Source organism: Bacillus sp. JJ1122, assembly GCF_036964885.1.
In the GTDB taxonomy this organism is placed as follows: domain Bacteria; phylum Bacillota; class Bacilli; order Bacillales; family Cytobacillaceae; genus Mesobacillus.
This window is the reverse complement of record NZ_JBALQL010000014.1, coordinates 259,972-283,683: the sequence shown is the minus strand read 5'-3', so window position 1 is coordinate 283,683 and position 23,712 is coordinate 259,972. Positions and strand designations below refer to the sequence as shown.

General features: G+C 40.8%; 21 protein-coding genes. 16 read left to right on the top strand and 5 right to left on the bottom strand.

From position 1 onward, the window contains the following. Positions 1–405: 405 nt before the first annotated feature. The 6 genes from V7201_RS09315 (at position 406) to murC (ending at position 8,223) form a co-directional block, all read left to right on the top strand. The gene (locus tag V7201_RS09315) at positions 406–909 is read left to right on the top strand and encodes a hypothetical protein (RefSeq protein WP_335376496.1); all 504 of its coding nucleotides are present in this window, start codon (positions 406–408) and stop codon (positions 907–909) included. A 126-nt stretch (positions 910–1,035) separates the two neighbouring features. After that, positions 1,036–1,350 (top strand): thioredoxin family protein, encoded by a 315-nt coding sequence (locus tag V7201_RS09310; RefSeq protein WP_335376495.1) that lies wholly within the window; start codon positions 1,036–1,038, stop codon positions 1,348–1,350. 83 nt (positions 1,351–1,433) lie between these two features. Then, complete coding sequence (locus V7201_RS09305) at positions 1,434–2,228, top strand: DUF1444 domain-containing protein (RefSeq protein WP_335376494.1); 795 nt, start codon at positions 1,434–1,436, stop codon at positions 2,226–2,228. 210 nt (positions 2,229–2,438) lie between these two features. Further along, positions 2,439–5,456 (top strand): DNA translocase FtsK, encoded by a 3,018-nt coding sequence (locus V7201_RS09300; RefSeq protein ID WP_335376493.1) that lies wholly within the window; start codon positions 2,439–2,441, stop codon positions 5,454–5,456. Positions 5,457–5,543: 87 nt separating this feature from the next. Then, entirely contained in the window at positions 5,544–6,644 is a 1,101-nt protein-coding gene (locus tag V7201_RS09295; RefSeq protein ID WP_335376492.1) for a nicotinate phosphoribosyltransferase, read from the top strand. Between the two features lie 277 nt (positions 6,645–6,921). Next, positions 6,922–8,223 carry a UDP-N-acetylmuramate--L-alanine ligase gene (gene murC, locus V7201_RS09290; RefSeq protein ID WP_335376491.1) on the top strand — a complete coding sequence of 434 codons (1,302 nt, stop codon included), beginning with the start codon at positions 6,922–6,924 and terminating at the stop codon, positions 8,221–8,223. Between the two features lie 46 nt (positions 8,224–8,269). Here the strand turns inward: murC and V7201_RS09285 are convergent, their stop codons facing one another. Further along, entirely contained in the window at positions 8,270–9,385 is a 1,116-nt protein-coding gene (locus V7201_RS09285) for an aminopeptidase (RefSeq protein WP_335376490.1), read from the bottom strand. Positions 9,386–9,627: 242 nt separating this feature from the next. Here V7201_RS09285 and V7201_RS09280 point away from each other — a divergent pair, with 242 nt between their 5' ends. From V7201_RS09280 to ytxJ, 3 genes are all read left to right on the top strand, one after another. After that, entirely contained in the window at positions 9,628–10,122 is a 495-nt protein-coding gene (locus V7201_RS09280) for a DUF948 domain-containing protein (protein WP_335376489.1), read from the top strand. Positions 10,123–10,140: 18 nt separating this feature from the next. Next, a complete protein-coding gene (locus tag V7201_RS09275; protein WP_335376488.1) occupies positions 10,141–10,647 on the top strand; it encodes a YtxH domain-containing protein in 507 nt (168 codons plus the stop codon). A 68-nt stretch (positions 10,648–10,715) separates the two neighbouring features. Further along, a complete protein-coding gene (gene ytxJ, locus V7201_RS09270; protein ID WP_335376487.1) occupies positions 10,716–11,045 on the top strand; it encodes a bacillithiol system redox-active protein YtxJ in 330 nt (109 codons plus the stop codon). A gap of 31 nt (positions 11,046–11,076) precedes the next feature. Here the strand turns inward: ytxJ and V7201_RS09265 are convergent, their stop codons facing one another. Beyond that, a complete protein-coding gene (locus tag V7201_RS09265; RefSeq protein ID WP_335376486.1) occupies positions 11,077–13,224 on the bottom strand; it encodes a cell division FtsA domain-containing protein in 2,148 nt (715 codons plus the stop codon). 276 nt (positions 13,225–13,500) lie between these two features. Between V7201_RS09265 and V7201_RS09260 the strand changes: the two genes are divergently transcribed. Together V7201_RS09260 and ccpA are read left to right on the top strand one after the other, a co-directional pair. Continuing rightward, positions 13,501–14,574 (top strand): bifunctional 3-deoxy-7-phosphoheptulonate synthase/chorismate mutase, encoded by a 1,074-nt coding sequence (locus V7201_RS09260; protein WP_335376485.1) that lies wholly within the window; start codon positions 13,501–13,503, stop codon positions 14,572–14,574. A 490-nt stretch (positions 14,575–15,064) separates the two neighbouring features. Next, positions 15,065–16,063 carry a catabolite control protein A gene (ccpA, locus tag V7201_RS09255; protein ID WP_335376484.1) on the top strand — a complete coding sequence of 333 codons (999 nt, stop codon included), beginning with the start codon at positions 15,065–15,067 and terminating at the stop codon, positions 16,061–16,063. A 114-nt stretch (positions 16,064–16,177) separates the two neighbouring features. Here ccpA and V7201_RS09250 read toward each other — a convergent pair whose 3' ends face one another. The 3 genes from V7201_RS09250 to V7201_RS09240 all read right to left on the bottom strand — a co-directional run bounded on the left by V7201_RS09250 (position 16,178) and on the right by V7201_RS09240 (position 18,771). After that, the gene (locus tag V7201_RS09250; RefSeq protein ID WP_335376483.1) at positions 16,178–17,350 is read right to left on the bottom strand and encodes an acetoin utilization protein AcuC; all 1,173 of its coding nucleotides are present in this window, start codon (positions 17,348–17,350) and stop codon (positions 16,178–16,180) included. After that, the gene (locus tag V7201_RS09245) at positions 17,347–17,994 is read right to left on the bottom strand and encodes an acetoin utilization AcuB family protein (protein ID WP_335376482.1); all 648 of its coding nucleotides are present in this window, start codon (positions 17,992–17,994) and stop codon (positions 17,347–17,349) included. The genes V7201_RS09250 and V7201_RS09245 overlap by 4 nt, the downstream gene beginning before the upstream one ends. 144 nt (positions 17,995–18,138) lie before the next feature. Further along, entirely contained in the window at positions 18,139–18,771 is a 633-nt protein-coding gene (locus V7201_RS09240) for a GNAT family N-acetyltransferase (RefSeq protein ID WP_335376481.1), read from the bottom strand. 340 nt (positions 18,772–19,111) lie between these two features. Here V7201_RS09240 and acsA point away from each other — a divergent pair, with 340 nt between their 5' ends. The 5 genes from acsA (at position 19,112) to V7201_RS09215 (ending at position 23,570) form a co-directional block, all read left to right on the top strand. Then, positions 19,112–20,830 carry an acetate--CoA ligase gene (acsA, locus tag V7201_RS09235; RefSeq protein ID WP_335376480.1) on the top strand — a complete coding sequence of 573 codons (1,719 nt, stop codon included), beginning with the start codon at positions 19,112–19,114 and terminating at the stop codon, positions 20,828–20,830. 139 nt (positions 20,831–20,969) lie between these two features. After that, entirely contained in the window at positions 20,970–21,458 is a 489-nt protein-coding gene (locus V7201_RS09230; RefSeq protein WP_335376479.1) for an NUDIX hydrolase, read from the top strand. A gap of 138 nt (positions 21,459–21,596) precedes the next feature. Continuing rightward, positions 21,597–22,397, top strand: a complete 801-nt coding sequence (locus V7201_RS09225) for a VanW family protein (RefSeq protein WP_335376478.1) — start codon at positions 21,597–21,599, stop codon at positions 22,395–22,397. Positions 22,398–22,425: 28 nt separating this feature from the next. Next, complete coding sequence (locus V7201_RS09220; RefSeq protein WP_335376477.1) at positions 22,426–22,881, top strand: NUDIX hydrolase; 456 nt, start codon at positions 22,426–22,428, stop codon at positions 22,879–22,881. A 146-nt stretch (positions 22,882–23,027) separates the two neighbouring features. Beyond that, on the top strand, positions 23,028–23,570 hold the full coding sequence (locus V7201_RS09215) for a GNAT family N-acetyltransferase (RefSeq protein WP_335376476.1): 543 nt from the start codon (positions 23,028–23,030) through the stop codon (positions 23,568–23,570). Positions 23,571–23,712: the final 142 nt, after the last annotated feature.

Genomic DNA, 23,712 nt, shown 5'->3' with positions numbered 1-23,712 from the left:
TGCTCTCATGACCATTCAGGCTAAAAATCATTTACCGAATGGTCGTTATAAGTGCTCTCATGACCATTCAGACTAAAAATCATTTACCGAATAGTCGTTATAATTTGTTCCATGCTTCGCTTTCCACGTTGTGAGCGGTGAGTCTCCTCATCGCGGCCTCTTGCGGGCTAAATGCCCCATATGGTAGATCATTTTAACCTTGGTTTCACCTGCCCCCGCTCTCGCTCTTTCTCAATTTTCATAAAAGGAAATATATGATTCCTATTTGCTTTTAAAAGATATTTCGACAAATTTCTGAAAAATGTTATATTTTCCAACAATTTTCACTATACAAGTCTTGTAAGTTAATTACCAAGAAAGGTATGATAGAAAAGAAGTGTTAGTCCTTACAGGGAGGAAAAAAGTATGATGAAGTTCATAAAGCTATTTGGGCTTGTTATTATAGGAGTATTTCTGCTTGGAGCTTGCTCTGCCTCGTTTTCTGATGACAAGAAAGCGGCAGATGAAGCGGTGGGCAGTGTTTTTGAAAGCACACCGGAGAAAACAAACGATAGTACTAAAGATATAGAGTATCATATGCCATTTGGCCTTGAAGTAGAAGATGAATCACCTAATAATATACTGCTTAAAAATGGGTCAAGGACTTATATTTTATTTTATAATCAGCATGAAAAAGAAGATAGCAAGGTCGTCTACGAATCAACCATGAAGCAGCAAAAAAAATGGGACGTAAATGAAACATACAATAAAGGCGGCAAATTTGGTTATATGCTGGTAAAAAAACTCAAAGATAAACAATATCAGTTGATTGTGGGCATAGGCGGGGTAAAGCTGACTACCGAAACTGACGATATTAAAAAAGATGCTGAAGCTATGATGAAAATCGCTAATTCAGTGAAAATGAAGTGAACGCTGTCAAATTGACAGCGTTCTTTTTTAGAGAATGACCATGAGTCAAATCGGATTAGTTTCTTTTTTGATTGTGCATGTTTAAAATATATGAAGTAGAATAGATTTTTACCAGGAGGTAGCGCCATGAAAAATTTGGAGTCAATGGAACAATTCGAAGACTTGAAAAACAATGGTAAACATATATTTTTATTTACTGCAGACTGGTGCCCGGATTGCCGTGTGATTGAGCCTGTACTGCCTGAAATAGAAAGCAAGTATCAGGAATATGAATTCATATCAGTAGATCGCGATGATTTCATCGACCTTTGCATCCAGCAGGATGTCTTCGGTATTCCAAGTTTTATTGCCTATGATAATGGCAAAGAGCTTGGCCGTTTCGTAAGTAAAAACAGAAAAACACAGCAGGAAATCGAAAACTTTATTGATGGCCTGGCTTAATCTTTTCCCTCCATCCTTTGAGGTGGAGGGAAATTTCATGTAAAATGAGTGGCATAATCTCCTAAAGAAATGGAGGGATATTCATGGATAGCAGAAAAATGCGTAAAGAACTCGAGGAGCGTCTGAAGCATCCGGATCGCTCTTTTACCTATGACCGTGGAAAAGACCAGCTGAGAATAGAAAATATTCAGACTGGAAGAGGAATCACTGTAGCGCTGCCAGGCATCATTGCTAAATGGCAGGATCAGAAGGAAAAGGCGATTGATGAAGTTGTCTATTACGTATCTGAAGGCCTTAATGCAATGGAAAATAAAGTGGAGCTTACAGGGAAGGAAAAAAATATCTACCCTGTAATCCGATCAACTTCTTTTCCTGCAGAGGCAGAGGAGGGTGTACCTTTCCTGTATGACGAGCACACTGCAGAAACAAGGATTTATTATGCACTTGATCTTGGTAATACATATAGGCTGATTGATTCCAAACTTCTGCAAAAAGAAGGTTGGACGGCCAAACAGGTCCGAGAAACAGCTTTGTTCAATGTCCGTTCACTATCGGTGAAGTTTAAGGAAGACCGAGTTGCTGATAATACTTTTTATTTCCTCAATACCAATGATGGTTATGATGCTAGCAGGATATTGAATACAAGCTTCTTGAATGAGATGAAAAAACAGATGAAGGGGACAATGGCGGTAGCTGTTCCCCATCAGGATGTTTTGATTATCGCAGATGTTGAAAACAATACAGGTTATGATATTTTGGCCCAGATGACAATGAGCTTTTTTGCGAGTGGAAGAGTGCCGATTACTGCTCTAAGCTTCCTTTATGAGAACGGTGAATTAGAACCAATCTTCATTCTCGGAAAAACGAAAAAAGAATAACCGGCGTGTATTTAGTTCAAAAGCCCGATAAAAACGGGCTTTTTTCCTTTATGTTCATGGCTTGTCATTATTTGGGTGAATTTATATGCCGAAAGTTTATTTTCCACTGTTTTTATTCTCGGAAAAAATACTCATTCTTTCAATTTATCTCGAAAAAAACGAATTAACTGTTAAAATAGTAATGAAAAGTGAAAGAAAGAGTGATTTAAATTGAGTTGGATAAAAAAGATTTTCACGATGTTCCAGAATGATGATGATGATAATCTTGAAGATATTGAACAGGTGCAATCTGTTCAAAAGCCTTTGCACACAGAGCGAAACAGAAAGAATGATGTAGAAGCGAGAGTATTATATCAATATCCCAAAGGGCAGTTCCGCTTCCCTCTGATTCCTGACGAACATAATGGAACTGTAAAAGTGAATAAGAAAAATGTCACTTCAGAAAATGTTGAGCCAGTTGCTGAAATTAAGCCGCTGTTCAAGGAGAAAGGCCCCTTGAATGTAAAGGAAAAGGGTGATCCTTTTAAGTCTGCTTCTCCAAAGCCGAGCAAAGAGACGCTTAAAGAGAAGCCCCAGAGTTTTAAGCGAGAAGTTGTGAAGGAGACAGCTTCTAAGTTTCGCTACGAACCGCGAAAGGAAAGCTCAGCGAAATTCAGGCAGCCTTTTAAGCCAACGGAAATTCCTTCGCCGATTTACGCCTATAACAGGCCGCCTATTAAGCCAAAGCAAGAAAATAAAAAGGGACTTGATGAGGTCGAATATGAACTTAGCGGTTTCGAACATAATCAAGTACCTTCAGGCGGAGACGCTGGCATCAATGAAGAATATGTCAGCTCTATGGCTGAAGTAAACCGTACCAAAGGCTTTTCACAAAACCCTTCACAGAATGAAACAGTTAGTGCAGATGTGTCAGACAAGCAGGATATTTACATAATAGAAGATCTTGCAGAAGCACCTGATGAAAAAAATTACCAACAGGCTGTAGATACTGAAACTGAGACAGAAACAGAAACAGAAACAGAAACAGAAACTGAGACTAATGCTGAACAATTTCAATTAGAAGAAGAAGCGTTGAATAAGATATTTGAGGTTGATCTTTCTCAGAAAGTTCCTGTGATAACAGAAGAATTAGCTGTAAATCAGCAAGAAGAAAATAATAGCGCGCTAGTTACGGAAGAAGCTGTTAAGCAAACTGAAGAACAGACAGCCGCAGAAATAACAAATTATCCTAACCAATGGGATGAACAACGAGAACAACAAGAACAACAAGAACAACAAGAACAACAAGAACAACCAAGGACTAGACAGCTTCCATTCAATGTCATCATGCTTAAGCAGGATAGGAAGAAATGGGAAGAGCGTAAATCGTCAAAGTATCCTTCTTTTATGGCAGAGGGATCGAAAATTAGTGCTACATCCAAACCGGACCAGCAAGCTAACGGAACGATCGCAAAAGATCATTACGAGGAAAAAAACGGCCAGACAACAGCAAATTCAGAAATATTGACTTTGGAACAGATAACTCCTTCAGAAGCAAATAGACAACCTGTAGTAATTGAACAGGAACCTCTTCTGCAGCCGGATAGGCAGCAGGCAATATCTGAAAAGTCTGTTTCCCAGGAAGGTATACTGGGTGAATTTGAACAGACGGCTCCTGAGCAGGAATTCTTCAATCAACAAGCACCAATACAGCAAGAAGCTGAAATATTTAATAGTCAGGCTGATCCAGTAAAGTCTGCTCCATCAGTACCTGTTACGAATGAAGTTGCTGCTGCAGTCCAAACCGAAGCAGAAGCACCTGGTGACTATGAATTCCCGCCGCTTGATCTATTGAGCCCCCCGGTTTTCAAGGAGCCTGATCCCGAATGGCTGGCAGAGCAGGAGCATATGCTGAATGAAACGTTGAGAAACTTCAATGTAGGAGCAAGAGTGGTCAATATGACACAGGGGCCATCTGTTACTCGATTTGAGGTACAGCCTGAACCAGGTGTCAAGGTGAATAAAATTACAAATCTTTCAGATGACATTAAGTTAAGCCTTGCTGCAAAGGATATCAGGATTGAAGCCCCTATCCCAGGAAAGCATACGATTGGTATAGAAGTTCCGAATCATTCCAGCAGACCTGTATTGTTAAGTGAAATTTTACAGGGTGGCTCCTTCCTTGAACATGAATCGCCATTGGCGGTCGCCCTTGGATTAGACATTGCTGGAAATCCTATTATCACTGACTTGAAAAAAATGCCTCATGGCCTGATTGCCGGTGCGACTGGATCAGGGAAGAGTGTTTGTATCAATACCATGCTTGTAAGTTTACTTTACAAGGCACATCCTGATGATGTGAAACTGCTGCTGATAGATCCGAAAATGGTGGAACTGGCTCCATACAATAATATTCCGCATCTTGTCAGCCCCGTCATTACAGATGTGAAAGCGGCAACTGCTTCACTTAAGTGGGCTGTAGAAGAGATGGAACGGAGATACGAGTTGTTCGCGCATACAGGCGTACGTGATATCAACCGTTTCAACGAGCTTGCCATCAAGCATCGCAGGTTCTCTGAAAAGCTTCCATTTATCGTGATTGTAATTGATGAGTTAGCTGATTTGATGATGATGGCACCCGCTGATGTAGAAGAAGCAATCTGCCGGATTGCCCAAAAGGCGCGTGCTTGCGGCATCCATTTGATTATTGCAACTCAGCGTCCATCCGTAGATGTCATTACAGGATTGATTAAAGCCAATGTACCTACAAGGATTGCTTTCTCAGTATCTTCTCAAATTGATTCAAGAACGATTATTGATATCAGCGGAGCTGAAAAGCTGCTTGGCCGGGGGGACATGCTGTTCCTTGAAAACGGATCTTCAAAACCGTTCCGCTTGCAGGGAACTTATGTGACAGACAATGAAATTGATGATATAGTGGCATTTGCAAGAGAGCAGCGTGCTCCCCAATTTCTGTTTGAGCAAGAAGAGCTGCTGAAAAAAGCACAGGTTACAGAAGAAGAAGATGAACTTTTCTATGAAGCCTGCGAATTTGTCGTTGAACAGGGCGGGGCATCTACTTCAAGTGTTCAGCGCCGTTTTAAAATAGGCTATAACCGGGCAGCCAGATTAATTGAAATGATGGAACATCAGGGGTACATATCTGAAGGCAGGGGAAGCAAGCCCCGGGATGTGTTGATTTCCGCCGCTGACCTGGAGTCGCTTCAGGATACTAGTACATTCAATTAATTAATGGTATTCTTTATTAGCATATCCTTATACTAAGGATAGATGCCCAGAGCCCTATTGAGGGTTGATGTTGAAGGAGCTTTTCGGATGAAGGAAATAGAATTGAAAATGCAGGGGAAAATCAGCCGCCTGACAAATCATACATTCAAGTTTGATGAAAGAATCAGGGATGGCTGGTTTTCGGCTGTGTATTTTCTTAAGACAAGAGAGCTTGTAAAGAAATATCACGAAGATAACATTATTACGATGCAGTTTTTCCAAAAGGATGAGGCAGTTCTTTGCGGGACAGATGAAGTGATTGCGCTTGTAAATACATTTGCTGACAATCCGGAAGAATTGGAGATATATTCTTTAAAGGATGGGGATAAAATCGCTCCATTCGAAACAGTCCTGACAATCACAGGACCTTACCAGAATTTCGGATATCTGGAAGGAATCATTGATGGAATCCTAGCAAGAAGGACATCTGTTTCGACGAATGTTTACAACGTCGTCAAGGCAGCAAGTTATTCTGGCAAGCAAAAGCCTGTCATTTTCATGGGAGACAGAGATGACCATTATACGACCCAGGCTGGAGATGGATATGCTGCCTATATAGGCGGTGCTACAGCCCAGGCAACTCATGCCATGAATGAATGGTGGGGCAAACAAGGGATGGGAACGATGCCGCATGCGTTAATCCAGCTCTTTAATGGAGATATCGTAGCTGCTACCCATGCCTATCATGAAACCTTTCCCAATGATGATTTGATCGCCCTTGTAGATTATAATAATGATGCGATTACAGATTCATTGAAAGTTGCGAGGGAGTTCGGGGAAAAGCTTAAGGGAGTTCGTGTAGATACTTCCCGTACAATGATCGACCAGTACTTTCTTCGCAACCAGCATCTTCTCGGTACATTTGACCCGCGCGGAGTTAATGCTGAATTAATCTTCGCTTTAAGAAAAGCGTTGGATGATGAAGGATTTACACATGTTAAAATTGTCGTAAGCGGCGGATTCAGCGAAAAGAGAATCCTGGATTTTGAAAAGCATGAAGTACCAGTGGATATGTATGGCGTCGGCGGCAGCCTATTAAAACTTAAGATTGGCTTTACGGGTGACAATGTCATGCTGGACGGCAAACATCAGGCGAAATCCGGAAGAAAGTTCAGGCCAAATCCGCGTCTGGAAAAAGTGGATTTCTAATATATAAATTTCCTACCGGCCTGCATTAAAAGTGTTTAAATGTACCAAAATAGGGAAAATGTGCTTTTATGCTGGATTACGGTTTTTATTGGAACTGTGTTATTCATAAAATTGATGTTATAATGATTTAATACATTAAAGCAGATAGATAAAAACATACTGTTTCTCTTTATCTTCAAACGGACAGATCATGAATGACCGTACAGGAGTAATGAGAGCAAAACAGGATATCTGTCATATACTGTGTTACATACAGACGTTGTTGGAGGTTCTTTATATGACTATTTACCATTTTGTAGGTATAAAGGGGTCTGGAATGAGTGCATTAGCTCAAGTTCTCCATGATATGGACTATCAGGTACAGGGCTCCGATTATGACAAGCACTTTTTTACCCAGGTAGCCCTTGAGAAATCTGGAATAAAGATCCTTCCGTTTAATAAGGAAAATATACAGCCCGGAATGACAATCATTGCCGGTAATGCCTACCCGGATACCCATGAAGAAATTCAGGAGGCGATGAAGCACGGACTTCCAATTATCAGATACCACCGGTTCCTGGGAGATTTCATGCAGAATTTCACTAGCGTAGCAATCACCGGTGCGCACGGCAAGACATCGACCACTGGGCTTCTCGCTCATGTGATGAGAGGCGCCAAGCCTACATCATTCTTGATTGGTGATGGTACAGGGAAAGGAGACAGGGACGCTCAGTATTTTGTGTTCGAAGCTTGTGAATACAGACGTCATTTTCTTTCCTATTTCCCTGACTACGCAATCATGACAAATATTGATTTTGACCATCCAGACTACTTTGCCAATATCGAAGATGTATTTTCCGCATTCCAGGAAATGTCCTGGCAGGTGAAAAAGGGTATTTTCGCATGCGGTGATGATGAACAGCTTCAGAAAATCCAGGCTAAAGTACCTGTCGTTTTCTATGGCTTTGGGGAAGAAAATGATTTCCAGGCCAGAAATATTGTCAAATCGACGAGTGGGACTACCTTTGATGTTTTTGTCAGAAATACTTTTTATGACACTTTCTCGATTCCTTCTTTTGGGGACCATAATGTGCTCAATTCACTTGCGGTTATCGCGCTTTGCCATTATGAAAACATTGAGTCCAAGGTCATCCAGGATCAGCTTCAAAGCTTTGAAGGCGTAAAAAGGAGATTCTCGGAAAAAAAGATCGCTGACCAGATTATCATTGATGACTACGCTCACCATCCGACAGAAATCAAGGCAACAATTGATGCTGCCAAACAAAAATATCCTGATCGGGAAATTGTCGCTGTTTTCCAGCCACATACTTTTACCAGGACCCAGGCGTTCTTAAATGAATTCGCTGAAAGCTTGAACAAAGCAGACAAAGTTTATCTATGTGAAATCTTTGGATCTGCCCGTGAGGTACACGGAAAGCTTTCAATCACTGATCTGAAAGATAAAATAGAAGGTGCTGAAATCATAGCTGAGGATGATACTTCTGTTCTTATAAATCATGAGAACGGCGTAATCTTATTCATGGGTGCAGGAGATATCCAGAAGTTCCAGGAAGCATATGAGAAACAATTACATGTTTAAATGAAAAGGATGCGGCCAATAGGCCGCATCCTTTTATTATGGTAAACTATTTTAGATTTTCAGGGTTTAATCCCTCTAATTCAGGAATCACGAAACGTCCATCTTTTCGGATCAGGACATCATCGAAATAGATTTCTCCGCCGCCATATTCTGGACGCTGGATGTTGACCATATCCCAGTGAATATTAGAATGGTTGCCGTTGAAGGCATCATCATAGCATTGACCTGGAGTGAAGTGGAAGCTTCCGTCGATTTTTTCATCGAACAAGATATCCTGCATTGGGTGAAGGATATATGGATTTACACCAATTGCGAATTCACCGATGAATCGGGCACCTTCATCTGTATCAAAGATCTTATTGATGCGCTCGCTGTCGTTTGCTGCTGCCTCGACAATTTTTCCATCCCTGAATGTTAATTTTACATTTTCAAAAGTAAAACCTTGATATGGGGAAGGAGTATTGTATGTAATCACGCCATTTACGGAGTCGCGGACTGGTGCAGTGTAAACTTCACCGTCTGGAATATTTAGCTCACCTGCACATTTTACTGCAGGGATATCTTTGATTGAGAAAGTTAAATCGGTCCCTGGTCCTGTAAGTCTTACTTTATCCGTGCGGTTCATCAAATCTGCAAGGCTGTCCATTGCCTTGTCCATCTTACCGTAGTCAAGGTTGCAGACATTAAAATAGAAGTCTTCGAAAGCTTCTGTGCTCATTTTAGCTAATTGGGCCATAGCTGAATTTGGATAACGTAAAACTACCCATTTTGTTTTTGGAACACGGATATCTCTATGTACTTTCTTTCCTACGGTATTGCCATGGATTTTCATTTTATCTGCAGGGACATCTGCATGTTCATTGATGTTATCACCTGAACGCAACCCGATATATGCATCCATTTTGCTCATTACATTCGCTTCAAAATCAGCGATCATATCGAATTGTTCTTCCTGAGCACCCATCAGCAATGCACGGTCAACCTGGTGATCCTTCAAAGAGACGAATGGATATCCACCTGCTGCATACGCTTCTTTTACTAGAGCTGTGACAAGTTCACGCTGAAGGCCGAAGTTTTCGATAAGAACCTTTTCGCCTTTTTGAAGCTTGACCGAGTAATTGATCAAGTTCTTTGCCAGTGTTTGAATACGAGGATCTTTCAACTGAATCACTCCTATAGATTAGAAATAAAATACATAACCATATTGTAACCCAAATGGGGAATTTTGTACTGTTTTCCAAATGGATTAAAATATAAGATTAGAATGTCCACATATAAAATAGTAAGATATTCTTTTTTAGGAAGGAAAAGGTGCAGGCTCTATTGAAATACTTATTGGACAAGATGGTTTACGTCGCTTTATGCGGGGTAAAATGTACATATGCTAACGGAGGTGTATAAATAGTGGAAATTATTTTGTATTTAAGTGTTGCTGTAATAGCAATTGCATTTTTAGTGTTGGTAATCTCTCTTTCAAAAACACTGAAATCCTTACAAACAACTTTAGACAGTGTATCAGGCACACTTGATGGCCTGGAGAAGCAGTTGGATGGAGTGACTCGCGAAACAACAGAGCTTCTGCACAAGACTAACAATTTAGCCGATGATATATCAAGAAAATCAGAAAGCCTAAACAGTGTCGTTAATGCGGTTAAGGATGTCGGGAATTCTGTTCAGCGTTTCAACCAGTCAATCCATAATGTTCAAAACATGGTTGACCTGCAGCTTGATAAGAATAAGGACAAAATTTCACAGGTTGTGCAATGGAGCAACGTATTCCTTGAATTGAAGGATAAGTGGAAGACAAAAAAAACGACACAGATTGACCACCAGATGACTGAAGATCAGATGGTAGGCGAACAAATGGTTGTAAGACAGCGTGAAAGAGCTAGGTATTAAAGAAAGGTGGAGATAGATATGGTAAACAGAGAACAAAATCAGTATACGCAATACGATCCGAATAATTCAATGCGTGAAAGCAGCAGCAATTCCAGAGACTTTGTTACAGGAGCGATCGTTGGCGGTCTTGCGGGTGCTCTTGCAGCACTGTTGCTTGCACCGAAAACTGGAAAAGAGCTTAGAGGCTCTCTAAACGAGCAGACTTCGACTCTAAAGAGCAAAGGGATTGATCTTGCTTCAGTAGCGAAAGAAAAAGCAAGCGGGCTGAAGGAAACTGTTTCACAGCAATCTTCTACTCTTGTCAACAAAGTGAAGGACATGAAGAATCAGCAAAGTGTTGGCACTGCTTTACAAACAACGGAAGAGGACTTTGCTACAGAGGGAGAACTCCAAGGGGTTCCAACATCAATGGCCGAGACGAGCACAATGGATAGCACGCACACAGCTACAGGAGAAGAAATCCAGAAAAAGCTTGAAGAAACGCAAAAGGCTTTCGATGAAACTGAGAGCAAATTGAATCAGTAAGTTTGTCATAAAAACGGTGAAGTGGTAAGATAACTTCACCGTTTATTTTATTTAAGGAGAGTAGATTTATGCAAAAAATTGATACAATTGAACAATTTGATCAGCTAGTAGAGTCTGGAGAAACGTTCTTCATGCTAAAGCATAGTACGACATGCCCAATTAGCCAGGCTGGCTACGATGAATTCGCAAAATATGAGAAAAATGCCAGCGGTAATTTATACTTTTTAACAGTCCAGGATTCACGTGATCTATCAAACCATATTGCTGAAAAGTTCCATGTTAAACATGAGTCACCACAGGCAATCCTATTTGTTCATTCAAACGTAGCTTGGCATGCGTCGCATTTTAAAATTACGGCAAAAGGCATGGCAGCTGCAAAGGAAGAAAGTGCAAAGTAAAAAACATCCAAATCGGATGTTTTTTTACTTTCTATTTATTTTCAAAAATAATCTTAAGGTCATCACCAGGCGCGAGTAAATCATCAAATCCAGCTCTCGTTCCATTTTTCAGTAAAGTGAATCGCCCGCTGTCCTTTGGTATCTGGACCTGGGCAAAATTGAAGATATCTTGGAAAATGAAGGGCTCCAGCTTTCTCTGTCTGGTCGTAAGCTTATCACCGTTAAAAAGGATGTCTTCCGGTTTAAGTTTTATTTCATTACGGTAAAATTCAATTAATTGCTTGGCTAATAACAGCTCTTGACCATTATAGAATACCGGCAATGTTTCTGAGACTTTAAGATTCAATAATTCAGCAGCTGTAGAAATGGTGGGCGAGAAACTCCTTTCAAAACGAATATCATCCAAATGTTCGAATGGTTGTTTAATACTGGACTCCATGCCATTCAAATAGACTTTCCCGGTGAAGTCAGGGATTTTCGTAACTTTGCCATCCATCGTAATAGTAAATGGGCGTACTTCATTTAAAATTTCAGCAAGATTAAGCTCGTTTAAAAACTCCTCAATGGTTACTGGCATTTCAAAAGTGATTTGATCCCTGTCTTCCACTTCTTTTGACATTGATGCAGGCAAAGCATTGCATGTAAGTACAGAACACACTTCATGTTTGCTGCCATTGATCATGACTGCTTTTTTCGGCACCTCACCGATCAGGTCATGAAGCGTCAGATCTGTTTTTGCACCATCTTCTCCTTTTATAACAGTTAGCTCGTCCCCTCCATGCACCTCATCGTCGAAGGAGCACGGTTCGCCATTTCGCAATAAAACAGGCGGCTGGCCATGATTGCCTGGAATGGTGACGTTCTTTCCATTGAGGCTGACAATCATTGCTAATCCCGGTTTTCCGTAAAGTCTATTCATTTTAATTCCTGCTGCCAGTAAGCAATCACCGACAGTCAGCTTGTTAACCTCAAAAAGCCTTACTGGCTGGCCATTTACATAAACTGTATGGTATTGGACAGGCGATTTTTTGGCCGCAATCGCAATCCCGATTGGTGTAACAAGCTCAGGTCCTTTTTCAATATGGGTGGCGAAAGAGACGGATGAAATCGCATCAAGGCCTCGGATAGCAACCCTGTTTTCTGGAAGGTTCAGTTTGTTGGCAAGCCTTCTAGTCAATTCTGGTGTAAGGCTTCCACCTCCAACAAGCATGACAGCTTTAGGAGATTTATAGTTATTTAGCTTTAAAATTTCATTCCCAATAGATTCAGCTAGTCGGTCAATAGCGGGAGTTATGCGGGATATAGCCTCTTCCTTACTTATTTCTTCCTCAAATCCGAGAATATCGGTAATTTTAATGGATTCCTTTTCTGTAAGCTCTCGTTTCGCTTTTTCAGCGAGGGGGAAGTCCAGTAAAAACTCATCACTCACTGCTTCTGTAATTTCATCGCCGGCAATAGGTACCATTCCATAAGCGATGACAGTTCCAGCATCTGTAAGAGCAATATCCGAGGTGCCTGCGCCAATATCTACTAGTGCTACATTCAATCTTCTCATGGAGGCAGGAATTAATACGTTTATGGCCGCTATAGGTTCAAGTGTCAAAGCATCCATTTCCAGTCCTGCTCTGTCCAAAGCAGAAAGCAGTGATTCGACAACAACCCTTGGAAGGAAGGTTGCAATGATTTCAACAGACGCTTCGTTTCCACGCTGATCAATTAGACTTCCGATTTCTTCTCCATCGAGCTGGTAATAAAGTACAGAATATCCGACACAATAGTAATGATGACTATTGTCATTATTCCTTTCTCCAGCTACGGCTGCCTGTGCAAGCTGAACAGCAGTCAATTCAAGATGGAGGATATCCTGCTTGGAAAGCATAGGCTGTCCCTCAATATTAACAATTGCTTTGGAGCGTTCGGTTTTCAATGCACGCCCAGCAGCAGCAACGCATACCTTTGATAATGGTCCATGCGATGCGTCGAGCTCTAATTTAATATCCTGGATAATTTCAGAAACGGATAGTACGTCATGGATCTGGCCATCGAGCATTGATCTTTCTTCATGTTCACGAACAAGAATGTCAATTACCTCGTGACGGCCATCTGATTCTTCAAGAATAATTCCTACTACAGATCGGGTTCCAATATCCAGGGCGAACAGCTTATCTTTTCCTTGCAAAACAATGCACCTTCTAACTTATATTCTCATAAAATGCTTTATTACTTAAAAGCGTTCAATTATTAAAGAAAATTGCGTGACAATTAAAATTAATTCGGCTATAATTACCCTTATTATTATTAAAGTATCACACATTGCTGTGGCTATAAAGAAGATTCAGACTTTGTGGAGATTCTCGTAGACACAGATTTGGACCAGAAAAGGGACGATGGTTTGCTTTTCTTGATGATTATCTGATTTAGGGCTAAAATGAATTTCGAAAGGACGGGACGGAAAATGAGTAAAAATTTAGACCAGCTAAGAAATCGCGTTGATGAATTGAATTTAGAGCTTTTATCATTGATTAATGAAAGAGCCCTGCTCGTCCAGGAAATTGGCCGTGCAAAAGAAACACAAGGTGTATACCGTTATGACCCAGTAAGAGAAAGAGATATGCTTAATTTAATCAAAGAGCATAACAACGGTCCTTTTGAGAGTTCGACAGTAGAACACATTTTTAAAGAAATATTCAAGGCAGGCCTTGAGCTGCAGTCTGATGACCATCGCAAGGCGCTTCTGGTATCAAGGAAGAAAAAGCCTGAAGATACAGTCATTGATATTAAAGGTGTAAAAATCGGTGATGGGAATCCAGACTTTATTTTTGGGCCATGTTCAGTTGAGTCATATGAACAGGTTGCCACAGTAGCTGAAGCAGTAAAAGCAAAAGGCTTTAAAATGCTTCGCGGCGGCGCATTCAAACCAAGAACATCTCCATATGATTTCCAGGGGCTTGGACTAGAAGGTTTGAAAATCCTGAAACGGATTGCGGATGAGTACGATATGGCAGTCATTAGTGAAATCGTCAATCCGGCTGATATCGAAACCGCAGTTGACTATCTTGATGTCATTCAAATAGGCGCACGTAATATGCAGAACTTTGAACTGCTTAAGGCTGCAGGCGCTGTAAATAAACCAATTTTATTAAAACGTGGACTTGCTGCAACGATTGAAGAGTTCATCAATGCAGCAGAGTACATCATGGCTCAGGGCAATGGACAGATTATCCTTTGCGAGCGCGGAATCCGGACGTACGAACGGGCAACAAGGAATACATTGGATATCTCCGCAGTACCAATTTTGAAGAAGGAAACACACTTGCCAGTACTGGTTGATGTCACTCATTCAACTGGCAGGAGAGACCTTCTGCTTCCTACAGCCAAAGCTGCACTTGCGATCGGTGCAGACGGCGTCATGGCAGAGGTACACCCGGATCCAGCAGTAGCTTTATCCGACAATGCTCAACAGATGGATCTAAAACAGTTCGACGAATTCTTGAATGGATTAAAGTCTACTCCATTCGTAAGAATCTAAAATGTTTAAAACCTTCCTGTTATCTTCAGGAAGGTTTTTTTAGTGTGACAGGAAGGCTGGAAACTCAAAGAGGAAAAAGGCGCAACGAGTTGTTATGAGAAGAGACCCGAGAGCAACTCAAAGAGGAAAAAGTCCATTGAGTTGTTATGGGGAGGGGGCTGAGAACAACTCGAAGAGGAAAAAGGAGCATCGAGTTGTCATGAGTAAGGCTCCGAGAACAACTCAAAGAGTAAAAAGGAGCATCGAGTGGTCATGAGAAGGGGTCCGAGAACAACTCAAAGAGAACAAGGTGCATCGAGTTGTCATATAGCAATTTAAAAAATCTTAACAAAATAAGTCCTTCACATTGCGGGATTGCTGTGGATATCGTATCATTAATAACATAAATTATACTTGTACATATAATCACAAACTTAAAAATGATTATTGTGGCAATATTTGCTGTAAACTATAGAAAAATCGCCGTTTATTATTTGAAGGAGTGGAATAGATGAATATCACTATATATGACGTTGCAAGAGAAGCCAATGTTTCAATGGCAACGGTTTCACGTGTCGTCAACGGAAATCCGAATGTAAAGCCTGCTACCCGGAAAAAGGTAATGGAGGTCATCGACCGTCTAGGATACCGTCCAAACGCTGTTGCACGTGGTTTGGCAAGCAAGAAAACGACTACGGTCGGTGTAATCATTCCTGATATCGCAAGTCCGTTTTTCGCTGAACTTGCGAGAGGGATTGAGGATATCGCAACGATGTATAAATACAATATTATCTTAAGCAATTCAGATCAGAACATTGAAAAGGAATTGCACCTCTTGAACACAATGCTTGGCAAACAGGTTGACGGCATAGTGTTCATGGGCGGAAATATCAAAGCTGAGCATGTTGAAGAATTCAAAAAATCTCCGGTACCAATCGTTCTTGCTGGTTCCATTGAAGAATCTGGTGAAATTCCTTCAGTAAATATCGATTATGAACAAGCAGCGTTTGATGCAGTACAAGCCTTTATTGAAAAAGGACATACGGAAATTGCGTTTGTCATTGGTCCTCACCATGAGCCAATCAACAAGGATAAAAAACTTGAAGGCTACAAGCGCGCAATTAGTGATGCTGGCATTGCTTATAATGAAGATCTCGTTATCGAGGGAGATTATACGTATGATTCTGGCCTGGAAGCGATTGAAAGAATTCTTGAGCTTGATACAAAGCCAACCGCAATCCTGGTCGGTTCTGATGAAATGGCGCTTGGTGTCGTCCATGGAGCTTTCGATCGCGGCTACAGCGTTCCAGATGATTTTGAAGTCATCAGTTCAGATAACACAAGGCTTACATTAATGGTTCGACCGCAGCTGACTACAATCGTCCAGCCGTTATATGATATCGGTGCAGTTGCGATGCGGTTGCTGACCAAATATATGAACAAAGAGAATGTAGATGAAAACATCGTCGTATTGCCGCATAGGATTGAAAATAGAAATTCTACGAAGTAATATGGAGGCCCTTGCTATTGTGCAAGGGCCTTTTGATATTTTTCCGTTATTCACACACTAGTATTGTGAATAAAAAAACCGAATAAAGAGTCCCGGTTTTACCACCGGAATTCCTTATACGGTTTCAGACTTTTTGTTTGATCGGATCGGATACAATGCTTTTTCAACTGTTTGAGCATTCTTTTCCGTGATCTCTGGTTTACGTGGTATGGGCGGATATAAATTCTCCGGGTCATCCCATTCTTTTGCCAGTTCAACAGAGGCTTTATCCTTCCACTCGTCAATCCAATCTTGTGGCAAACTGCCATAACAATTTGAGTTTTCAATCATTTCAAGCCAGATGAGTGACCATGCTCTTGGCACCACCCGCCAAATGTCATAGCCTCCACCGCCTACAGCAATCCATTTGCCTCCGCAATATTTATGGGCAATCTCATGCGCAAGCTTTGGTATTTCCCTGTAAATTTTCATTGTTGATGAAAGATGGGTCAAAGGATCAAGAAAATGGGCATCTGCACCATTCTGGGTAAGAATCACATCGGGCTTGAAAAATTCCGCAACTTCCGTGAGGGCATTTTTATAGGCATCCAGCCAGGAGTCATCTTCAGTAAAAGCATCGACTGGAATATTGAATGAGTACCCATAGCCTTTCCCTTGTCCCCGTTCATTCACGTTCCCTGTGCCTGGGAATAAGTAACGGCCTGTTTCATGAATTGATAATGTGCATACATTCGGCTCGTCGTAAAAAGACCATTGGACTCCATCTCCATGATGAGCATCCGTGTCTACATATAATACACGTGCATTGTATTTTTCCTGAAGATACTTAATTGCTACAGAGCTGTCATTATAGATGCAGAAGCCGGATGCCTTTCCCCTGAAGCCATGATGCAGTCCTCCGCCAAGGTGTAAGGCATGCTCTGCTTTTCCGCTCATCACATAATCGACAGCGGTCAGTGTGCCGCCAACCAAAAGGGCGCTCGCTTCGTGCATATTAGTAAAAATGGGTGTATCCTCTGTTCCCAATCCGTATCCTTCAGCAGCGTCACCTTTAAGCTGTCCCTGGCCGGCAAGCTTAACCGCATTAACAAAATTAGGGTCATGGATCAGGCATAGCTCCTCATCCGATGCCATTCGGGGTGCCACAATCTGATTTTCCTCAATTGCCCTCATTTTTTGCAGTAAATCCAAAGTTAGTTTTAAGCGCATCTGATTAAAAGGATGGTCGCTGTTGAAACGGTAATTCAGCAGCTCTTCTGAATAGACAAACACAGAACGGTCGGTCATGATGACATCCCCGGCAGATTCGGCCAGAGAACGTTGTGTCCGGCTTTTTTCAAATCCTCGATTACAGCAATAGGATTCATTGTCTGGATTCTTACTACGAGGATTTTGTATTGCTCATCCTTTGGGTCAGGGTATACCAGCACGCTTTGGATATTGGCCTTTCTCATGCTGATAACAGATGCTATTTCACAAAGCATACCGGCCTTGTTCGGAACCTTAACTTCAATTTGCGACCCTGGCTGATGGGCACCAGTCAATTCAACTAGTGTATGAAGAAGGTCTGTTTCAGTTACAATTCCGACGAGCTTTTTATCCTGGATAATCGGCATGCAACTGATATTATGTTCGTAAAAAACACCTGAAATCTCTTCGACAAAATCAAGTGGATGGCCGGTGACTAGATTTGTCGTCATTATCGTTTTAACTGCTTTGTCAAGCTGGTGCTTGTGCTCATCCCAATGAAAAATAGATGGAGCTGCATCCTTGATATCCCTGTCTGATACGAGGCCGACAACGGTGTTCTCAGTGTCAACGATAGGAATATGCCTGATTTTTTTGTCAGACATCAGCTTGATCGCTTCTGCAATTGTGTTTTCTGGAAAAAGAGTAGAAACATTTTTTTTCATAATTTCTTCGACGATCATGATTCTTCCTCCTTGAATGATACGGTATCTTTCAAGTTAAGCAATTAAATATTGGTGAAAAATAGTAATTTTAAGAGTGAAAAAGCTTTTCCTCTCGATAATTGTGGCAGGAAATTATGTCGGATATTGTTCGAAAAGAGCCTTTTAATACATGAAACGGTTCATGAATCGCAGCTGGTCGAACTTCTGAATTGATTCAGGGGCGATTCTTTTCCCGATACGCGCCATTAGACAGTTTGCTGGATGGGAGCTGATCTCCGGGTCGTCTGTTGCATACCAGACAAGGCCGCCTGCATTCATCATTTTTTCCATTACTTTGCGGTATTCCCAAACATTCAGGCCGGTACCTTTTAAATCCCAGTGCCAGTAATATTCTGTCGTGATAATGATATAATCTTCCATTGCATCGTCCATCATTGAAACGACCAATAGGTTTTTCCCGACTCTGCTTCCGCGGAATTCTGGAATAACCTCAATTGCGCCAAGTTCGATTAAATCTTCCATGCCGCCTTCCGACCACCGCTCAAGCGGGTCTGGATAAAGGTAAGTAACATAGCCGACAACCATATCTCCTGAACGGGCAACAATGATCCTTCCTTCAGGCAGACCAGCAATTTCAATTAGCGCCTTATGCTGCTGGGCGGGAGGACGAAAAGCTACCAAATCCTTATGAAATTCATAGCTTGCCAGTTTTTCAGGAGAAATTGGGCCTTCAATGATTAAACGGCCATGAGGAGTCTTCAGTTCTTTTGCGTTATAAGTCTTTTTATGTTCCATTCAGTCACCACCCGTCAACAATTCAAACGTCAATACTATTATACATAAAATCTAACAGATAAAAGCGCTTTCACAAAATTTTCTGTTTTTAAAGCCTGTTCTTTTCGCAAAATAGTTTCTTCTCTCCGAAGCGTATTTTAAAGTTTCTTTTAAATTGGCTTAAACAGAACCTTAAAATTTATATTCTATCGACTAATGACATTCGACTATAGGCAGCCAATTTCTAAGTTATGACTTGAAGTAAGAACAAATATTTTTATATAAATATTTTAAAAATTGAGAAAAGCGAATTTTTATACTATAATGTATTTTAAATAAAAAAGACAAGGGGGATGGGTATATGAAAGTGGAAGCGCTACCAGTTACACAAGGGGATCATAATTTAAAGAATTATGAAGAGTTTCACGGTCAATTCGATTGGTCTGAAGCTGAAAAAGAATTTTCCTGGCATGAGACAGGCAGGGTCAATTTAGCTTATGAAGCAATTGACCGTCATGCAAAGGGCTTCAGGAAGAACAAAATCGCGCTTTACTACCAGGATGGAGTGCGCAAAGAGAAGTATACTTTTAAAGAAATGAAGGACATGACCAATAAAGCTGGGAATGTCTTCAAAACATATGCGGATGTGGAAAAGGGTGACCGAGTATTTATCTTTATGCCGCGATCTCCAGAATTATATTTTGCGGTTCTTGGCGCAATCAAGCTTGGCGCGATTGTTGGTCCATTATTCGAAGCGTTCATGGAAGGGGCTGTGCGTGACAGGCTTGAGGACAGCGGAGCGAAGGTATTGGTCACAACTCCAGAACTTTTGGAAAGGGTGCCAGTCAGTGAGCTTCCTAATCTAAAGCATGTTCTTTTGGTTGGGGACAACCTTGACAGCAATGGAGAACACATCGATTTCAAACAAAAATTATCTGAAGCAAGCAACAAGCTTGATGTAGAGTGGGTTGACCGCAAAGATGGTTTGATTTTGCATTATACTTCTGGCTCAACAGGAAAGCCCAAGGGAGTTTTGCATGTTCATAATGCAATGATCCAGCATTATCAGACGGCAAAGTGGGTCCTGGACCTTAAAGAAGATGATGTATATTGGTGCACGGCTGACCCTGGCTGGGTAACAGGTACATCCTATGGGATTTTTGGACCGTGGCTAGCTGGAGCTTCAAATGTCATTATTGGCGGCCGATTCAATCCGGAAACATGGTACAAAATGATTGAGGAGTATGGAGTGACTGTCTGGTACAGTGCCCCTACAGCGTTCAGAATGCTTATGGGAGCAGGGGACGAGGTAGTGAAGAAATTTGACCTAAGCTCACTTCGTCATATTCTTAGTGTCGGCGAGCCGTTGAATCCAGAGGTTGTACGCTGGGGCATGAAGGTATTCCACCTCCGTATCCATGATACTTGGTGGATGACAGAAACAGGAGCACAGCTGATCTGCAACTATCCAAGCATGGAAATTAAGCCAGGCTCTATGGGCAAGCCAATTCCGGGCGTAAGGGCAGCGATTGTCGATGACCAGGGCAATGAACTTCCTCCATACAGAATGGGCAACCTGGCAATCAAAAAAGGCTGGCCATCCATGATGCATACCATCTGGAATAACCCTCAAAAATTTGAATCTTATTTCATGCCTGGCGACTGGTATGTTTCCGGAGACTCCGCTTATATGGATGAAGAAGGGTACTTCTGGTTCCAGGGTCGGATCGATGATGTAATCATGACATCAGGCGAACGTGTCGGACCATTCGAGGTTGAGAGTAAGCTTGTTGAACACCCGGCTGTCGCTGAAGCAGGAGTCATCGGCAAGCCAGATCCAGTCCGGGGAGAAATCATCAAGGCATTCATCGCACTTCGTGATGGCTATGAGCAGTCAGATGAATTGATCGAAGAAATCCGCCAGTTTGTGAAAAAAGGCCTGGCAGCACATGCCGCGCCACGTGAAATCGAATTCCGTGACAAGCTTCCAAAGACAAGAAGCGGTAAAATCATGCGCCGTGTCTTAAAAGCTTGGGAACTTGATCTTCCTACTGGTGACCTATCTACGATGGAAGATTAATAGATCAATATGGATTAAAAAGAGCGTGAAGTTCACGCTCTTTTTGCTGCAAGCGTGCATTCAAAATATAGGCTGATTCAAAAAGTCGTTGAATGCGACCTATTGAATCAGCTTTTTTTATTTTCAAGGAGGAACCTTATTGGGTAGCAAAATAAAATTTCATCGGGCATTTGGTGTTTATGGAATATATTTCGAAGAAGAAAAGCTGTTAGTGATTAATAAAAATGGAGGACCTTATAAAAAACGTTTTGATCTTCCTGGAGGAAGTCTAGAGGATTCTGAAAGCTTATCAATTGCTTTGAAAAGAGAGTATTTTGAGGAAACAGGTCTCGAGGTAGAAATAGTAAAAAACTTAGGTGTTGTTGATTTTATGTTATCTACGAATTGGAGAGATTCTACACTGGTTCATCATATATGCGGTTACTACTTGGTAAAGAAAATTGGAGGCCAGCTCATAATTCCAGAACAATTCTCTGGCCAAGATTCATTAGGTGCTTTGTGGGTTTCAGAAAGTGATGTAACAGTAGATAATTCCTCTCCATTGGTTCTAAAAGCATTTGAATGGTTAAATAAAGGTGAATTAGGATTAGAAACACAAGTCTATGAAAATTGGGGAGCAAAAAGGTGACGTGTGCTTTTTTAGCTGAGAAATTGTTTAGACTGTTTAATAAATGCCTGAAAATTAAAATAAATCGTTTAAATTGTGTTAAAATGGTAATAAAAGGATTCCGTTATGGAATTTGGCTAATAGAGGCAGAGGTGGAATATGAGACTTTCAGAGATTCATCCAATTTTTTATTCTCTCAGAATAAGCCAAAAGCAGCTTTTCCGATCTATTCATAATTTTAGGTACAAAAAAAACTTCGCAAAAACTTATAGTAAGGAATCTTATCCATTCACTTCCAAGAAGCATCAATCCCTCTTAAGAAGAAAGCTGGGCAATAGTGACCCGAAGCTCCAGGAAAATAAAATCACTAACCTAAAGCTTGCAGCCAGTGAAATTGATGGCATTATCATTAGACCTGGAGAAACTTTTTCTTTTTGGGCATTAGTCGGAAAAACAACGAAGAGAAAAGGTTATATTGAGGGAATGCAGCTTTCAAGGGGAGAAGTTAAAACAGGGGTCGGCGGTGGAATCTGTCAACTAGCGAACCTGCTGTATTGGATGGCTCTTCATACTCCATTAGAAATTGTAGAACGGCACCATCATAGCTTCGACCCTTTTCCGGATGAAGGCAGAGTGCTGCCGTTCGGAAGTGGTGCAAGTGTGTTTTACAACTACATAGATTTACGGTTTAAAAATCCGACGAACCAAGCTTTCCAAATTAGAACCTGGCTTACAAGCAAGCATTTAAAAGGAGCCATTTCTTCTAATGAAGAATGGGATTTTTCTTATCATATTAAGGAAAAGAACCACAAATTCAGTAAGCTAAACGGCAAAACTTTTCGAGAAAATGAAATTTGGAGAATTGTGGTTGATAAAAGGACAGGAATCTGTGTAGATGAAGCCCTTCTTATTCGAAACTTTTCTGAAGTGAAATATCAAATATTTGAAGAAAGTTTATGATTTACAGGACTGATTTCTGGAGGTAGTAATGGGTTACATTGAGGATTTACGTAATATAGTTGGAAATCAACCGCTTATATTAGTTGGAGTAGCAGTGGCTGTAATTAATGAAGCAGGTGAATTTTTATTACAAAAACGAAGAGATGGTATTTGGGGAGTTCCTGGGGGATTTATCGAATTAGGAGAATCAACTGAAGAAGCGGGAAGAAGAGAAGTTTTAGAGGAGACAGGAATAGAAATTGGCAAGCTGGATTTAGTTGGCGTTTTTTCCGGGAAACAGCATTATGTTAAATTACCAAATGGCGATGAATTCTATCCAGTTACAATAGCCTATGTGACGAAAGAAATTAAAGGCGGAATTATTAAGCCAGACGGCACAGAAACAACTGAGGCGAAGTTTTTCAGGGTAAATGAGTTACCAGGAGAACTGAACCCTTTAATTAAGGATCTTATTACAAAGTATTCACTTTCCTTTTCCAAATAGAAAATGTTATCCGTTAATCGACACTTATGAAAAAGAGTATGGAAAATTCTATTTTAAGTAATTGAGGTGATAGCTAAAGGTTATCGCCTGTTTTCTGTAGTAATAGCAGTTGAATTAGCTTTCAAATTATTAAGGGAGGATTTCTTATGGAATATGATGATGTAAGTAAAATCATTACCACTAAAAGATTGAAACTAAGACTGTTTCAAAAATCTGATGCAGCAGCTGTTACTAAACTTTGTAATAATTATAATATCTATAAAAATACCCTGTACTTGCCTTATCCATACTCTATAGAGGATGCATTATCGTGGATTGAGCATCATCTTGTTAATTTTAATGCTAATAAATCATACGAATTCGCGATCACTAATAATGAAACAGGAGAATTATATGGTGCTATCGCGCTATCGAATAATCAAAGGTTCAAGAATGGTGAAATAGCCTATTGGATTGGCGAAGAGTTTTGGGGAAATGGATATGCTACAGAAGCAGCGCAAGCTATATTGCAATTTGCATTTGATGAAAAGCAATACCATAAAGTTTTTGCTCGTTATTTTCATACAAATCCCGCCTCCGGTAAAGTGTTGGAAAAACTAGGCATGAAAAAAGAAGGTACCTTTATTGACCATGTGAGGAAGGATAATCGATATGAAGATCTAGTGTATTATGGGCTAATAAATCAATAGTATTAAAGATTAATATTATAAAAAAGGTTTATGTAGTACGTGAAAATTCTACATTGGTCTGTAGTATTAGTTGGTTCTGAAGACTAATTGTTTGTTTTTTTATAGGCTCTGTTAAAGCTGAATGTTGATTTTTAAACCCTGT

Excerpts from the sequence above, each read along its gene's own strand:
- V7201_RS09315 (WP_335376496.1), top strand. The coding sequence starts at position 406 with ATGATGAAGTTCATAAAGCTATTTGGGCTTGTTATTATAGGAGTATTT.
- V7201_RS09310 (WP_335376495.1), top strand. The coding sequence starts at position 1,036 with ATGAAAAATTTGGAGTCAATGGAACAATTCGAAGACTTGAAAAACAAT.
- V7201_RS09305 (WP_335376494.1), top strand. The coding sequence starts at position 1,434 with ATGGATAGCAGAAAAATGCGTAAAGAACTCGAGGAGCGTCTGAAGCAT.
- V7201_RS09295 (WP_335376492.1), top strand. The coding sequence starts at position 5,544 with ATGAAGGAAATAGAATTGAAAATGCAGGGGAAAATCAGCCGCCTGACA.
- murC (WP_335376491.1), top strand. The coding sequence starts at position 6,922 with ATGACTATTTACCATTTTGTAGGTATAAAGGGGTCTGGAATGAGTGCA.
- V7201_RS09275 (WP_335376488.1), top strand. The coding sequence starts at position 10,141 with ATGGTAAACAGAGAACAAAATCAGTATACGCAATACGATCCGAATAAT.
- ytxJ (WP_335376487.1), top strand. The coding sequence starts at position 10,716 with ATGCAAAAAATTGATACAATTGAACAATTTGATCAGCTAGTAGAGTCT.
- V7201_RS09260 (WP_335376485.1), top strand. The coding sequence starts at position 13,501 with ATGAGTAAAAATTTAGACCAGCTAAGAAATCGCGTTGATGAATTGAAT.
- ccpA (WP_335376484.1), top strand. The coding sequence starts at position 15,065 with ATGAATATCACTATATATGACGTTGCAAGAGAAGCCAATGTTTCAATG.
- V7201_RS09250 (WP_335376483.1), bottom strand. The coding sequence starts at position 17,350 with ATGACCGACCGTTCTGTGTTTGTCTATTCAGAAGAGCTGCTGAATTAC.
- V7201_RS09245 (WP_335376482.1), bottom strand. The coding sequence starts at position 17,994 with ATGATCGTCGAAGAAATTATGAAAAAAAATGTTTCTACTCTTTTTCCA.
- V7201_RS09240 (WP_335376481.1), bottom strand. The coding sequence starts at position 18,771 with ATGGAACATAAAAAGACTTATAACGCAAAAGAACTGAAGACTCCTCAT.
- acsA (WP_335376480.1), top strand. The coding sequence starts at position 19,112 with ATGAAAGTGGAAGCGCTACCAGTTACACAAGGGGATCATAATTTAAAG.
- V7201_RS09225 (WP_335376478.1), top strand. The coding sequence starts at position 21,597 with ATGAGACTTTCAGAGATTCATCCAATTTTTTATTCTCTCAGAATAAGC.
- V7201_RS09220 (WP_335376477.1), top strand. The coding sequence starts at position 22,426 with ATGGGTTACATTGAGGATTTACGTAATATAGTTGGAAATCAACCGCTT.
- V7201_RS09215 (WP_335376476.1), top strand. The coding sequence starts at position 23,028 with ATGGAATATGATGATGTAAGTAAAATCATTACCACTAAAAGATTGAAA.